Here is a 13386-nt window from a genome sequence, read left to right as displayed (position 1 = left end):
CCCGTGTCCCTGTCTTCCTACGCCCGCTATCCGCTGCTGTTCGGCCCCTCGCCCGTGCACCCCCTGGAGCGTCTGACCGCCCACCTCGGCGGCGCCGCGCTGTGGGCCAAGCGGGAGGACTGCAATTCCGGGATCGCCTACGGCGGGAACAAGACCCGCAAGCTGGAGTACCTGGTCGCCGACGCGCTCGCGCAGGGCTGCGACACACTCGTCTCGATCGGCGGGGTGCAGTCCAACCACACCCGCCAGGTCGCCGCCGTCGCGGCCCGCGCCGGACTCAAGTGTGTGCTGGTGCAGGAGAGTTGGGTCGAGTGGCCGGACTCCGTGTACGACAAGGTGGGCAACATCCTGATCAGCAGGCTCGCCGGGGCCGAGGTGCGGCTGGTGCGGGCCGGGTTCGGGATCGGGTTCAAGGAGAGCTGGGAGCAGGCGCTGAGGGACGTGGAGGAGGCGGGCGGGAAGCCGTACGCCATTCCTGCCGGTGCCTCCGACCATCTGCTCGGCGGCCTCGGCTTCGCCCGCTGGGCTCATGAAGTCGCCGATCAGGAGGAGGAGTTGGGCGTCTTCTTCGACACGGTGGTGGTGTGCTCGGTCACCGGCTCGACCCAGGCGGGCATGATCGCCGGATTCCGGGCCCTGGAGGAGGCGGGCGGTCGGCCCCGCCGGGTGCTCGGCATCGACGCCTCGGCCGAGCCCGCCCGCACCCGCGAACAGATCGCCCGGATCGCCCACGCCACCGGCCGACTCATCGGCGTCAAGGGTGAGTTGACCGTCGAGCTGGACGAGCGGTACCACGCGGGGACCTACGGCATCCCCGACGAGTCCACCCTGGACGCCATGCGGCTCGCCGCGCGGACCGAGGGCATGGTCACCGACCCCGTCTACGAGGGCAAGTCCATGGCCGGGCTCGTCGACCTCGTCCGGCGCGGTGAGATCGGCGCGGACTCGACGGTGCTCTACGCCCACCTGGGCGGCCAGCCCGCGCTCAACGCCTACAGCGCGCTGTTCTAGGCGGTACATCGCGCTGTTCTAGGCGGTACATGGGGGACAGCCCGCGTGGGACGGCCCGGGTGCGGTCGGGCAGCGGCCGTCGGCGGGCGGGGCCATGATGGCGGTGTGCCCTGCCCCTCGACGCCCGGTCCGGGCGACGCCCTCGCCAGTCTGGAGTCGGCCCCCACGCCCCGGACCGCCGTGGTCTGGCTTCCCCCGGCCGACCTGTGGCCCGCCATCCAGCACATCCGAGCCGAGCACGACCCGCAGATCCGCCGCTGGCCACCCCATGTGAACCTGGTCTTCGGCTTCGTACCGGAGGAGGACTTCCCGGCGGCGCTCCCGCTGCTGGCCGCCGCGGCCGCCGGGTGCGAGCCCTTCGACATCCGGCTCAGCGGGGTCCGCTTCTTCCGCCACCGGTCCTACGCCACCGTGTGGCTCGACCCCGCGGCGGCCGGCGCGGCGCCCTGGACGGAGCTTCAGCGCGCGCTCGCGGAGCCCTTCCCGTACTGCACGGACCGCTTTCCCCGCTTCACCCCGCACCTCTCGCTCGGGCGCACCCACGTCCCGCGCGTCCTCGCGGCCGAATGCGCCGCCCGGCTCGGGGTGCTGCACGCGCGCGTGGCCGAGATCGAACTGCTCTCCCGCCGCGGTGACGGCCCCATGCGGACGCGCGCCACGATCGGCCTGGGCACCGGCGAGGTACGCCGCACTTTCGGGCCGGACCCGGCCACCGGGGGCCTGACCGGACGGCGGTGAGCCTTTCGTGGTGCTCGATAATCAGCGAAGAGGATCCCCGGTCGGCAAGGAGCATCTGGATGGCGCAGGTCAGACCCATGCGTGCGGACGCTCGGCGCAACCACGAGCGGTTGCTGAAGGTGGCGGCCGAGGCCTTCGCCGAGCATGGGGAGAACGCCTCGCTGGACGACATCGCCAAGCGCGCCGGCGTCGGCTCCGGCACGCTCTACCGGCACTTCCCGACCCGGCAGGCGCTGCTGGAGGCCGCGTACGTGGACCGGATCCAGGCCATGGCCGCCCGGGCCGACGAGTTCGCAGCGGAACTTCCGCCGGGCGAGGCTCTGGTGGAGTGGCTCAACGAGGTGTGCGTCGGGACGATCCAGGTGCGCGGCATGAAGACGCTCCTGGGCTCGGCCGTCACCGACGGCAGCTCCGTGGCGGCCACGGCCTGCGGCACGCATCTGCAGGAGGCGGCCCGGCGGCTGGTGGAGGCGGCGCAGCGGGAGGGCAGCCTGCGCGGGGATGTCGAGCCGATCGAGGTGCTGCGGCTGGCGCATGGCGTGGCGTCGGCGTCGGAGCTGGCGGATGGGCAGGGGCGGGAGATCCGGCGGTATCTGTCGCTGCTGACGGAGGGACTGCGGCCGCGCGGGGAGGCCTGACAACCGGGCGCCCCCTGACCGAAGGGGACGCCGATGGCTGTGTCGTACGACCGCTTACAGGGCCCGAGCCCCCGGCTCGACCATGTTGCGTACCGTGCGGGCCTTCACGAAGTCGCCCATTGCCGTCATGTCCCACTCGCCGGAGAACTGGCGGATGAGCTTGGCCATCATGACGCCGGTCTGCGGTTCGGCGTTGGTGAGGTCGAAGCGGACCAGCTCCTCTCCCGTGGCCGCGTCCACCAGGCGGCAGTAGGCCTTGGCGACCTCCGTGAACTTCTGGCCGGAGAAGGAGTTGACCGTGAAGACCAGGCCGGTGACCTCCTGGGGGAGCCGGCCGAGGTCGACCGTGATCACCTCGTCGTCGCCCCCGCCCTCGCCGGTGAGGTTGTCACCCGAGTGTCTGATCGCGCCGTTCAGGATCGTCAGCTTGCCGAAGTAACAGCTGTCGATGGCGTTGCGCTGGGGGCCGTAGGCGATGACCGAGGCGTCCAGGTCGATGTCCTTGCTGCGGAACGCGGGCTCCCAGCCGAGGCCCATCTGCACCACGGAGAGCAGCGGGCGGCCGCCCTTGACCAGGGAGACGGTCTGGTTCTTCTGGAGGCTGACCCGGCCCTTGTCCAGGTTGATCTTCCCGGCGCCGGGCACCGGGGCGGGCGGCGCGGGCGGTGCCGCAGGAACGGGCGGTGCGACCGGTGCCTGCGCGGCGGGCGCCGGCGGTGCGGCCGGTGCTGCCGCGGGTGCCGCGGCGGGCTCCTCCACCGTCACACCGAAGTCCGTCGCGATGCCGGCCAGGCCGTTGGCGTACCCCTGGCCGACGGCGCGGACCTTCCACTGGCCGCCCCGCCGGTAGATCTCCACGATCACCAGCGCCGTCTCCGTGCCGAGCTGCGGCGGCGTGAACGTGGCCAGGACCGAGCCGCCGTCCGCGTCCCGGATCGTGGCCGTCGGCTCGATGCCCTGGAAGGTCTGGCCGGCCGCGTCCGGGCTGGCCGTGACCACGATCTTCTCGATGTCCGGCGGCACGGCGCCGGTGTCGACCGTGATCGCGTCGGGCGCCGCGCCACCACCGGACGTGTACGTCACGCCCGGCCCGGCGGGCTGGTTGTAGAAGATGAAGTCGTCGTCGGAGCGCACTTTGCCGTCGCCGGTGAGCAGCAGGCCCGACACGTCGAGCCGCACCGGCGCGGAGACGTCCACCGTCACGCGGGCGGCCGACAGGGAGACGTTCGAGCCTGGGGTCATAGCTGTCATGCCTGAGGTAACGAGCGGAAGCGCTTTACCGTTCCCTTACCCGGGCAACGGACCGCTCAGTTCGCGGCGACGACCTCGTCCAGCCAGGTCAGCGGCCGCTCGGCGGGCCACGTCAGAAGTCGGTCCTGATCGGCGGGGTCACGGGCTTCGTGATAGCGGAAGACGAGGTCGTGGGCATGGCGGCCGAGGATCTCGATCTTGCCGGTGGCGTGCGAGGCGACGAGGCGGAAGCGTTTGGCCAGGCCGTTCAGCCGGGCGCGGGTGGCCGTGATGATGTCCACGGCCTCCGCGAGCGGCACGGCGTAGCGGTCGTTGCCGTGGGTCGGCCGGCACAGGAAGACGTAGTAGGGCGCCACGCCGGTCGAGGCCAGGCGCCGTTGCAGCCGGGCGAGTTCCTCGGGGTCGTCGTTGACGCCGCGCAGGAGCGGGGTCTGGTTGGTCAGGACGAGACCCGCGTCCTGGAGCCGGGTCGTGGCGGCCAGGGCCTCCCGGGTGAGTTCCCGGCTGTGGGTGAAGTGGCACATCACGTGGGTGCGGGCGTCGGCGCGGGCGGCCGAGGCGAGGGTGTTTGCTAGCTCCGGGGTGATCCGCGCGGGGTCGAAGGCGGGGACCTTGGTGCCGATCCGGATGACGTCGACGTGGGGCACGGAGCGGACCTCGGTCAGTGCCGCGGCCAGCCGGGAAGGAGCGAGCATCAGGGGATCGCCGCCGGTGAGCAGGACGTTGTCGATCTCCGGATGGGCGCGGATGTAGCGCACGCCCTCGCTGATGTCGAAGGTCGTCTCGCGTTCCGCGCTGTCCAGTTCGCTTTCCGGACGCAGCTGGTGCGCGGGGTCGGTGGCGAGCGTGAAGCGCTTGCGGAAGCAGAAGCGGCAGTAGGTCGCGCAGACGTCGGTGAGCAGCAGCAGGGCTGTCGGCGGGTACTTGTGCTGCAGGCCGCGCACCCGGGTGTTGGCGGCCTCGTCGCTCGGGTCGAAGTCGAGGGTGTCGGACAGTTCCTCGACCTCCGGCATGACGATCAGCCGCAGCGGATCACGCGGGTCGCTCCAGTCGATGAGGCCGGCGTAGTAGGGGGTGATACGGAACTCGAATTCGCGTACGACCGCCGCGCGCGCCCGGGCCTCGCCCGGCGGCAGGCCCTCGACCCGGGACAGGTCCCTGATCACCGCGGCCGGACGGTGCTCACGCGCCATGGCTCCCACTCCCTTCTCCGTCGCCGCCCGCGGTGATCGTGGCCGCCGGGGCCTGTCCCGGCGCGGTTCCGAAGGCGGGCCCGGACGCCGGAGCGGGTGGCGGAACACCGTTCTTCAGCACCGTGCCCCGGCTGTACGTCACCGTCATCCACACGATGTCCCGAGCGCTCACGATCATCACGTGCGCCTCGGGAAGTGCCGTCTCCTCGGTCGCGCCGCCGGCTCTCAGCCTGATCTCGCCGCGCAGCAGCAGATCGCGGTCCCCGGTCTCGGCCGACAGCCGGCTGTGGCTGAGGAGCGTCCCGGCCACGTGCGAACCGTCCCGCAGCCGACAGCCGACGTAGATCCTCGAATCGACGTAGTCGTGGAGACGGTGCCGGGCCGGGTACGCCTGGAACGCCCACCACCACCCCGGCCGCTCGGCGCGGTTGTCGGCCCGTCGGACCGTGGCAAGTCCGTAGCCCAGCGCGGTCGAGAGCCCCAGGAGCCCGGCTCCCCACAGCGCCACGGACAGTGCGTTCCCCGTCAGGTGGGCGGGATCGCCACGCAGCGCCCGCACATCGGGAACGGCGTGCGGCGCGAGGTGCGCGAACAGCAGGAACGCGACGCCGACCACCCAGTCCGCCAGGACGCTGACGAGCACGATCGCGGCGGTCTCGGCGAGGGTCGAGCGATCGTAGGCCGGCACGTCACGGGCATGGCGGCGCTGGTACACGAATCCGGGGGCCAGCAACGTGAGGAACAGGACCAGGCCGGTCAGGTTGGTCGGCATCGAATCCTCTCGGAGCTTGGTCGACCGGGCGTGGACGAGGTGCCGAAATCAGGATCGATGTGACGGGGGCCGGGGCCGTTTTCCGGGCCGGTGTCGATGGCCGTGACAGTGGGTACAAGGCCTGGCGCCCACGGTAGTGGCTCGGTGCCGGGACTGTCACCGGGCCTTCAGGTGTGGAGGTTTGTCCATGGCCGACGAAGCCGACGACGCCTTGAACTCCGATCCATCCGACTTCGAGGGGGACGTCCCCGAGCTGCCCGAAAGCAACCTGCGCGGCGGCCATGCCACGGTCGGCGAGGAGGCGTTGCCGGACTTCGCGGTCGGCATCCCTCTGCCCCCGGCGCCCCCGGCGCCACCGGCGCAGCCGTCCGACTCGGCGACCACGGACTGAGGGCGGGTTGGATGGGGGGCGAGGGGGAAGTACGGCGCCTGACCGAGCGGGCGCTGGCCGATCTGCGTACGGCACTGGCCCGGTTCGGCCTGCTCAGCGACGAGGCGGACGCCGCCGCGGTGCGGTTGATGGCGGTGGCGGACCTGCGTCAGGAGTCGGAGGAGCGGACCGAACTGCTGCGCTACTACTACAACAGGGCTTTCGACGACGGCCCGGCAGGCACCGCGGCGCTGGAGGTCTGGCGGCGACTGCTCGAGGTGGTGTCCCCGGGGTGGAACGACGACGTCGACCCGGACGACGACAGCACCGTCGTCTTCGACATGAGCACCGGAAGGATCATCGGGCCGGACGGCTCCCCACTGATGCCTGACGAGGCGGACGAGGCGTATGCGGCGGACGAGTCCGACGACGTCCTGCTCGGTCAGGTCCAGGAACTGATCAATGCCTACGGCGTCGAGGGTGACCCCTCGCTGCTGGCACGGGCCGTGGCCAAGCTCCTGGAGTCCGACGGCACCGACCCCGCCCACCTGCGCGCGGCGGTGGAGTTCGGCGGCTGGCTGGGCGAGAACGCCAAAACCGAGCACGACCCGCGGATGGCCGTGCTGTCGGTCACTCTGCTGGAGTGGGCCTGCGACCGGGACCCGGAACCGGATCTCCAGAACCTGGTCCAGCTGGGCAGCCACCTGGACACCCTCTACGACCTGACCCTCGACCAGGGCACGATCCTGCGAGCCATCGAGGTGCGCCGCGCCGCCCTGGACCTGGTGGACGAGGACTCGCCGGCCCACCCCAACATCGAGGGTGACCTCTGCGGCGGGCTGTGGACCTACGGCAGGAACACGGACGTCACGGCGCTCGATGAGGCGCTGGAGCGACTGCCCCACGTCATCGCCCACCCCGCGCTGAACCCCTCGATCCGGCCGGGATGGATCTGGAACCTGGGCACGGTTCTGCGCGATCGCGGAGTGCTTGCCTCCGACGGGGGATCGATCTCCGAAGCGATGGATGTGCACGAGTGGGCGTTGCGCGAAGCCGAGGAGCACGGCTGGCTGGAACAGCAGACGTTCGAGATCCGCTGGTCGCAGGCCACCACGATCCACACCTGGTGGACGTACTCGCACAATCCCGACGCGGGGAACGACTCCGTCCGTATGTTCCGGGATCTCCTGGCCGAGATCCCACCGCAGAGCCCGCGGCTGGCCCCGGCGCTCAACGACTTCGGTCTCGCCCTGGGGTCCCTGCCCTACGGCGACGGCTCGGCCGCCCGGGAGTCCGCAACCGTGCTGCGGCACGCGCTGACCCTGATCGGGCCCGGCGACGCGATACGGCCGCGGGTGCTGGCCAACCTGGTGGGCTCGCTGTGGGCGCCGGCCGACCACGGCACCGTCCTGTCCGCGGCCGAGGTCGACGAGCTGACAGCCCTGGCCACCGAGTCGGTCGAAACGACTCCCGAGGGCAGCCCCGAGCTGGGACATCGGCTCAACCATCTGGGCCGGGCCCACTCCCTCCGATTCGAACGGCACCACGACACCACGGATCTGGATGCCGCGGTCGAGAACTACCGCCGCTCGGCCGAGTACGAGTCCTCGCCCCTGTGGGTGCGCTGGAACTCCGCGTACAGCTGGGTCGAAACCGCGACGGCAGCAGGGGCCTGGGAGTCGGCGGCGCAGGGCTGTGTCCGCCTGGTCGGGCTGATCCCGCTGGCCGGCGGCGAGTTGGTGCGGCGCCGGGACCGCGAACTCCAGCTGATCAGGCTGGGCGACGCACTGCGGGACGGGGCCGCGGCCGCTCTCCATGCCGGGCAGGCCGAACTCGCTCTGGAGCTGCTGGAGTCGGGGCGGGGCGTGCTGCTGCGCCATGCGATGGTCCGGGCAGCCGCGGTCGAGGAGCTGCGCGAGAAGGCGCCCGCCCTTGTCGACACGTACGTGGCCCTGCGCAGGACCCTCGATCAGGACGACGGCTCGCTGCAGATGATCCGCTCCATCGGGGACACAGCGCGCCGTATCGAAGCCGCCCAGGAACTTCAGGCTCTGATCGAGCACATCAGGACCCTGCCCGGTCTCGCGGACTTCCCGGGAACCGGCGCGCCCCATGCGACGGATACGTCGACTCGGACGGTCGTGGTGCTGAACCTGAGCCGTTACCGCAGCGATGCGATCATCGTGGGGGCCGGTGGGGGTCAACCGGTCGTGGTGCCCCTGCCGCTGGTGACGCCGGACAGTGTGGCGGCGCAGGTCCGCGCCCTGTACGGCGCGCTGGGCCGGCGTGGTTCCGCCAAGGCCGATGCGGGAGGCGGGGAGGAGGCCGAGCGTGCCGTGGCGTCCGTCCTCGCCTGGACCTGGGATGCCGTTGTCGCGCCCGTCCTGGCCGCGCTCGGGTGGGACCACCCGTCGCCCGCGGCGTCGCGCCCGCGCCTGTGGTGGTCACCGACCGGTGCGTTGACGCTGCTTCCGCTGCATGCCGCGCTGCGGCCCGCCGACGGCTCCGGCGGGAAGCTGTGTGCGCTGGAGTGCGTCGTCTCCTCCTACACCCCCACCCTCGCCGCGCTGCACAAACCCGCGATGCCGGCCGTGCCGGCCGCGTCGGCGTGCGTGGTGGCGATACCGGTGACGCCAGGACAGTCGGACCTGCTGGGCGTATCGGAGGAGGCGAAGGCGGTGGCCGACTGCTATCCCGGCTCGGTTCCGCTCGTCGGGGCCGACGCGACGCACACCGCGGTGGCCTCGGCGCTCTCCCGTGCGGTGATCGCGCACTTCGCCTGCCATGGCGTCAACGCGCCGGACGACCCCTCCCGCAGCGGCCTGGCGCTCGCCGACGGCACGTTGTTGTCCGTGGCCGAGCTGTCGGTCCAGGACCTGGAGGGTCACGCCTTCCTGGCGTATCTGTCGGCCTGCGACACGGCCCGGGGCGGCACCGTCCTCACGGACGAGGCCATCACGCTCTGCGCCGGCCTGGTGCTGGCCGGATTCAGGCACGCGGTCGGGACGCTGTGGCCGGTCGACGACGCGGCGGCCACGTTTCTCGCGCGCAGGTTCCACCAGGCGTTGGCCCGGCGGCTGAGCCGGGGTGAAGCCGTGGAGCCCGCCAGGATGCTGAACCAGCTGGCGGAGTGGGTCTCGGGAGGCTGGCTGGAACAGCCCAGCCGCTGGGCGACGCTGATCCACTTCGGCGGCTGAACGGTCGCAGGCGGACATCCGCCCGCCTGCGACCCGCTACGGCACCACCACGATCTTCCGCCCCACGCCCGCCGCGAACTGCTCCAGCGCCTCGGGGTACCGCTCCAGCGGGATCCGGTCGCTGATGAACACCTCGGGGTCCAGCACCCCGTTCGCGAACAGTTCCGCGGCCCGTTCGAAGCTGTGCAGGACCGCCATCGAACCGGTGATGGTGATCTCCTGGTTGTAGATGCGGTACGGATCGATCGTCACGCGCGTCGCGTAGTCGGCCACCCCGAACTGCAGGAACGTGCCCGCCTTCGCCACCCGGTCCAGGCCGTCCTGGATGGCCGCCGCGTTGCCGGTCGCGTCGACGACCACGTCCCAGCCCTGCGGGCGGTCCAGTTCGTCCGCGGCCGCGGCGGACGCCGAGACGCCGAGGCGGCGGGCCGTCTCCAGGCGGGCCGGGTTGAGGTCCACGACGTCCACGCTCGCCGCGCCGGTGCGCTTGGCCAGTTCCAGCATCATCAGGCCCATGGTCCCGGAGCCGTAGATCAGGACGTGGGCGCCGAGGCGGGCGCGGAGGACGTCGTAGCCGCGTACCGCGCAGGACAGGGGTTCCACGAGGGCCGCGTCCTGGGTGCGGACGTGTTCGGGGAGCTTCACGCAGTTCGCCACCGGCGCCACCGCGTACCGGGCCGCGCCGCCCGCCGTCGTCACGCCGATCGCGGCCCAGCGCTCGCACAGATTGTTGTGGCCGGTACGGCAGTGGCGGCACTCGTAGCAGTAGAGAGAGGGGTCCACGGCCACACGGTCGCCGACCGCGACCTCCGTGACCTGGGTGCCGACGCCGACCACCTCGCCGGCGAACTCGTGCCCGGGGACGATCGGCAGCTTGGGTGCGAACTCGCCCTGGAGGATGTGCAGGTCGGTGCCGCACAGGCCGCAGGCGGCGACCTCGACGACGACCTCGCGGGGACCTGGCGTCGGGTCCGGGACCTCGGTGACGACGGCGCGGCCCACGGACTCGATGACGGCGGCCTTCATTTCACGGCTCCCAACGACAGGCCCTGGACCAGCTTGTCCTGGGCGGCGAACCCCGCGGCGAGCACCGGCAGGGAGATGACGAGCGAGGCGGCGCACACCTTCGCCAGGAACAGGCCCTGGCTGGTGATGAAACCGGTCAGGAAGACGGGGGCGGTCTCGGCGACCACGCCGGTCAGGACTCGGGCGAAGAGCAGTTCGTTCCAGCTGAAGATGAAGCAGATCAGGGCGGTGGCGGCGATGCCGGGCAGGGCGATGGGGGCCACCACGCGGGCGAGGATCGTCGGCAGGCGGGCGCCGTCGATCTGCGCCGCCTCGATCACCGCCACCGGGACCTCGGCGAGGAAGGACTGCATCATCCACACCGCGATCGGCAGGTTCATGGAGGTGTAGAGGATGACGAGGAGCCAGATGTTGTCGAGCATCCCGGTGTTCTTGGCGAACAGGTAGATGGGCAGCAGGCCCGCCACCACCGGCAGCATCTTGGTGGACAGGAAGAAGAACAGGACGTCCGTCCACTTCTTCACCGGGCGGATCGAGAGCGCGTACGCCGCCGGGAAGGCCAGCAGGAGCACGAACAGCGTCGAGACCACCGATGCCATGGTCGAGTTGATCAATGCCGGCCAGGGGCTTGCGCCCCCGCCCGTGCCGAAGAAGTCGCGGTAGCCGTCCAGGGTCAGGGCCGCGCCGAAGGACGGGGGATTCGTGGCGGCGTCGGCCTCCGAGTGGAAGGAGGTCAGGACCATCCAGGCGATGGGCAGGAAGAACAGCAGACCGACCAGCCAGGCCAGCAGGCCGAGGCCCACTGAGCGGCGGCTGCGGATGCGTGTGGCGACGGTGCTCATGCGCGGGACACCTCCTCGCGGAACAGGGACGACACCACGCGCAGGGCGAAGGTCGCGATGACGATCGAGCCGATGACGACCAGGACGCCGGCGGCCGAGGCGAGGCCGTTCTCATGGGCCTGGTAGAAGCTCTGGTAGACGGTGTAGGGGAGGTTCGCGGTGCCCAGGCCGCCGGAGGTGATCGTGAACACCGCGTCGAAGTTCTGGACGATGTAGATCGAGCCCAGCAGGGCGCCCAGTTCGAGGTAGCGGCGCAGATGCGGGAGCGTGAGGTGGCGGAAGATCTGCCAGTCGCTCGCGCCGTCCACCCGCGCCGCCTCGATCTGCTCGGCGTCGCGGCTCTGCAGTCCCGCCAGCAGGATCAGCATCATGAACGGCGTCCACTGCCAGATCAGCGCGGCCTCGACCGCGAGGAGCGGGTTGTCCGAGATCCAGTCCGGCTGGGGGCCGCCCACATAGTGCAACAACCCATTGAACAGGCCGTATTCGGGGTTGTAGAGCACATGCTTCCACAGCAGGGCCGCGGCGACGGGGACCAGCAGGAACGGGGCGATCAGCAGGGTGCGGACCACGCCGCGGCCCCGGAACCTCTGGTTGAGCAGCAACGCTATGGCGAGGCCCAGGATCAGGCTGACCAGGACCACCGTGACCGTCAGCAGGACCGTCGTCCACACCGAGTTGCGCAGGTCCGGGTCGGTCAGGACCTGGCGGTAGTTGTCGACGCCGGCGAAGTGACGGGCCTTCGGATAGAGGGCGTTCCAGTGGAAGAACGAGATCACCACGGTCGCCACGAATGGCAGCTGGGTCACCACGATCATGAAGACCAGGGCGGGCAGCAGCGGGGCCCGGACGGCCCACGCTCGCATACGGTTCGGCGGCCGGGTCGCCGGCCGCGCGGTGGTGGCGGCGACTCGGGCGGAGGAGGTGGTGACGGTCATGATCCCTCGTACTTCTTGGCGACGGCCTCGGCGAGCTGCTGCGACTTCTGCAGCGCGCTGTCGACGGACTCCCGGCCGGCGACGGCGGAGCTGATCTCCTGGGAGACCTTGGTGCCGAGGTCGGTGAACTCGGGGATGCCGACGAACTGGATGCCGGGCGCGGGGCGGGGCTGCACACCCGGGTCGTTCGGCTTGGCGCCGGCTATGGCGTTCCGGGTGACGTCCGCGAAGGCGGCCGCCTCCTTGCGGTACTCCGGGATGTCGTACGTCGACGAACGCTTGCCGGCCGGCACGTTGGCCCAGCCGGCCTTCTCGCCCACGAGCTTCTCGTAGTCCTTGCCGGACGCCCACGACATGAACTTCCAGGCGTCGTCGGGGTTCTTGGACGCCTTCTGGATGCCCCACGCCCAGGTGTAGAGCCAGCCGGAGCTGTCGGTCTTCTCGACCGGGGCCTGGACGTAGCCGATCTTGCCCTTGACCGGGGAACCGGAGGCCTCCAGCGAACCCGCGCCGGACGTGGCGTCGTACCACATGGCCGTCTTGCCCTGCGTCATGTCGTTCAGGCACTCGGCGAAGCCGGACTGCGCGGCGCCGGACTCGCCGTGCTTACGGACCAGGTCGACGTAGAACTGGGTGGCCTGCTTGAACTCCGGGGAGTCCACCTGCGCCTTCCAGTCCTTGTCGAACCAGGTGCCGCCGAAGGTGTTGACGACGGTGGTCAGCGGAGCCATCACCTCGCCCCAGCCGGGCAGCCCGCGCAGGCAGATGCCCTTCATCCCGGACTCGGCGCCGTCCGCCTTGGCGGCCAGGTCGGCGACCTGCTTCCAGGTGGGCTTGGCCGGCATGGTCAGGCCCTTCTTCTGGAAGACGTCCTTGCGGTACATCAGGAAGGAGGACTCGCCGTAGAAGGGCTCGCCGTAGAGCTTGCCGTCCGCGGCGGTGAGGGCCTGCTGCATCGGCTTGAGGATGTCCTGCTGGTCGAAGGCGGTGTCGCTCTTGACGTACGAGTCGATCGGGTGGAGCCAGCCGTTCTTGGCGTAGATCGGGATCTCGTAGTTGCTGAGCGTGGCGACGTCGTACTGGCCCGCCTGGTTGGCGAAGTCCTGGCTGATCTTGTCTCTGACGTCGTTCTCCGGCAGGACGGTGAAGTTCACCTTGATCCCGGTGTCCTTGGTGAAGTGGTCGGCGGTGAGCTTCTGCAACTCCACCATCTGCGGGTTGTTCACCATCAGGACGTTGATGGAGTGGGCGGAGGACCCGCCGCCGGCGCCGCCTGCGCCCGAGCAGCCGGTGAGCAGTGGAGTGATCAGTGTTCCTGCGGCGGCCACGGCAAACAGGGCGCGGGGCGTTCGGCGGCTCTGGGTTTGCATGGAGTACTCCTGGGCGTATGGGGAGATAAAGGGCACCTGC

12 protein-coding genes are annotated in these 13386 nt (G+C 70.8%); 5 read left to right on the top strand and 7 right to left on the bottom strand.

The window, feature by feature from the left end; translation table 11 throughout:
- Window positions 1-3 precede the first annotated feature (3 nt).
- The 3 genes from ACFYZZ_RS36055 to ACFYZZ_RS36045 all read left to right on the top strand — a co-directional run bounded on the left by ACFYZZ_RS36055 (window position 4) and on the right by ACFYZZ_RS36045 (window position 2387).
- The gene (locus tag ACFYZZ_RS36055) at window positions 4-1011 is read left to right on the top strand and encodes a 1-aminocyclopropane-1-carboxylate deaminase (protein WP_389185406.1); all 1008 of its coding nucleotides are present in this window, start codon (window positions 4-6) and stop codon (window positions 1009-1011) included.
- 105 nt (window positions 1012-1116) lie between these two features.
- The gene (locus tag ACFYZZ_RS36050) at window positions 1117-1749 is read left to right on the top strand and encodes a 2'-5' RNA ligase family protein (RefSeq protein WP_389185403.1); all 633 of its coding nucleotides are present in this window, start codon (window positions 1117-1119) and stop codon (window positions 1747-1749) included.
- 59 nt (window positions 1750-1808) lie between these two features.
- Complete coding sequence (locus ACFYZZ_RS36045; protein WP_389185400.1) at window positions 1809-2387, top strand: TetR/AcrR family transcriptional regulator; 579 nt, start codon at window positions 1809-1811, stop codon at window positions 2385-2387.
- Window positions 2388-2441: 54 nt separating this feature from the next.
- Here ACFYZZ_RS36045 and ACFYZZ_RS36040 read toward each other — a convergent pair whose 3' ends face one another.
- The 3 genes from ACFYZZ_RS36040 to ACFYZZ_RS36030 all read right to left on the bottom strand — a co-directional run bounded on the left by ACFYZZ_RS36040 (window position 2442) and on the right by ACFYZZ_RS36030 (window position 5603).
- Window positions 2442-3629 carry a TerD family protein gene (locus ACFYZZ_RS36040; RefSeq protein ID WP_389185397.1) on the bottom strand — a complete coding sequence of 396 codons (1188 nt, stop codon included), beginning with the start codon at window positions 3627-3629 and terminating at the stop codon, window positions 2442-2444.
- 65 nt (window positions 3630-3694) lie between these two features.
- Window positions 3695-4831 carry a KamA family radical SAM protein gene (locus tag ACFYZZ_RS36035; protein WP_389185394.1) on the bottom strand — a complete coding sequence of 379 codons (1137 nt, stop codon included), beginning with the start codon at window positions 4829-4831 and terminating at the stop codon, window positions 3695-3697.
- Window positions 4821-5603: a DUF6338 family protein gene (locus ACFYZZ_RS36030; protein ID WP_389185391.1), complete on the bottom strand. Its 783-nt coding sequence runs from the start codon at window positions 5601-5603 to the stop codon at window positions 4821-4823. The genes ACFYZZ_RS36035 and ACFYZZ_RS36030 overlap by 11 nt, the downstream gene beginning before the upstream one ends.
- Window positions 5604-5790: 187 nt before the next feature.
- Here ACFYZZ_RS36030 and ACFYZZ_RS36025 point away from each other — a divergent pair, with 187 nt between their 5' ends.
- Window positions 5791-5994 carry a hypothetical protein gene (locus tag ACFYZZ_RS36025; protein WP_389185388.1) on the top strand — a complete coding sequence of 68 codons (204 nt, stop codon included), beginning with the start codon at window positions 5791-5793 and terminating at the stop codon, window positions 5992-5994.
- Window positions 5995-6005: 11 nt separating this feature from the next.
- Window positions 6006-9170: a CHAT domain-containing protein gene (locus tag ACFYZZ_RS36020; protein ID WP_389185385.1), complete on the top strand. Its 3165-nt coding sequence runs from the start codon at window positions 6006-6008 to the stop codon at window positions 9168-9170.
- A 36-nt stretch (window positions 9171-9206) separates the two neighbouring features.
- Here ACFYZZ_RS36020 and ACFYZZ_RS36015 read toward each other — a convergent pair whose 3' ends face one another.
- The 4 genes from ACFYZZ_RS36015 to ACFYZZ_RS36000 are packed head-to-tail and all read right to left on the bottom strand — an operon-like array spanning window position 9207 to window position 13346.
- Window positions 9207-10196 (bottom strand): zinc-dependent alcohol dehydrogenase family protein, encoded by a 990-nt coding sequence (locus ACFYZZ_RS36015; protein WP_389185382.1) that lies wholly within the window; start codon window positions 10194-10196, stop codon window positions 9207-9209.
- Window positions 10193-11038, bottom strand: coding sequence for a carbohydrate ABC transporter permease (locus tag ACFYZZ_RS36010; protein WP_389185379.1), 846 nt, complete (start codon window positions 11036-11038; stop codon window positions 10193-10195). The genes ACFYZZ_RS36015 and ACFYZZ_RS36010 overlap by 4 nt, the downstream gene beginning before the upstream one ends.
- Window positions 11035-11976, bottom strand: a complete 942-nt coding sequence (locus tag ACFYZZ_RS36005) for a carbohydrate ABC transporter permease (protein WP_389185377.1) — start codon at window positions 11974-11976, stop codon at window positions 11035-11037. The genes ACFYZZ_RS36010 and ACFYZZ_RS36005 overlap by 4 nt, the downstream gene beginning before the upstream one ends.
- Window positions 11973-13346 carry an ABC transporter substrate-binding protein gene (locus ACFYZZ_RS36000; RefSeq protein ID WP_389185374.1) on the bottom strand — a complete coding sequence of 458 codons (1374 nt, stop codon included), beginning with the start codon at window positions 13344-13346 and terminating at the stop codon, window positions 11973-11975. The genes ACFYZZ_RS36005 and ACFYZZ_RS36000 overlap by 4 nt, the downstream gene beginning before the upstream one ends.
- Window positions 13347-13386: the final 40 nt, after the last annotated feature.

Origin of the sequence: Streptomyces sp. NPDC001816 (assembly GCF_042892235.1) — a bacterium.
Classification (GTDB): Bacteria; Actinomycetota; Actinomycetes; order Streptomycetales; family Streptomycetaceae; genus Streptomyces.
The sequence above is the reverse complement of the archived record's forward strand: the minus strand, read 5'-3'. Positions and strand labels throughout refer to the sequence as shown.

Excerpts from the sequence above, each read along its gene's own strand:
- ACFYZZ_RS36045 (WP_389185400.1), top strand. The coding sequence starts at position 1,809 with ATGGCGCAGGTCAGACCCATGCGTGCGGACGCTCGGCGCAACCACGAG.
- ACFYZZ_RS36040 (WP_389185397.1), bottom strand. The coding sequence starts at position 3,629 with ATGACCCCAGGCTCGAACGTCTCCCTGTCGGCCGCCCGCGTGACGGTG.
- ACFYZZ_RS36035 (WP_389185394.1), bottom strand. The coding sequence starts at position 4,831 with ATGGCGCGTGAGCACCGTCCGGCCGCGGTGATCAGGGACCTGTCCCGG.
- ACFYZZ_RS36030 (WP_389185391.1), bottom strand. The coding sequence starts at position 5,603 with ATGCCGACCAACCTGACCGGCCTGGTCCTGTTCCTCACGTTGCTGGCC.
- ACFYZZ_RS36025 (WP_389185388.1), top strand. The coding sequence starts at position 5,791 with ATGGCCGACGAAGCCGACGACGCCTTGAACTCCGATCCATCCGACTTC.
- ACFYZZ_RS36020 (WP_389185385.1), top strand. The coding sequence starts at position 6,006 with ATGGGGGGCGAGGGGGAAGTACGGCGCCTGACCGAGCGGGCGCTGGCC.
- ACFYZZ_RS36015 (WP_389185382.1), bottom strand. The coding sequence starts at position 10,196 with ATGAAGGCCGCCGTCATCGAGTCCGTGGGCCGCGCCGTCGTCACCGAG.
- ACFYZZ_RS36010 (WP_389185379.1), bottom strand. The coding sequence starts at position 11,038 with ATGAGCACCGTCGCCACACGCATCCGCAGCCGCCGCTCAGTGGGCCTC.
- ACFYZZ_RS36005 (WP_389185377.1), bottom strand. The coding sequence starts at position 11,976 with ATGACCGTCACCACCTCCTCCGCCCGAGTCGCCGCCACCACCGCGCGG.
- ACFYZZ_RS36000 (WP_389185374.1), bottom strand. The coding sequence starts at position 13,346 with ATGCAAACCCAGAGCCGCCGAACGCCCCGCGCCCTGTTTGCCGTGGCC.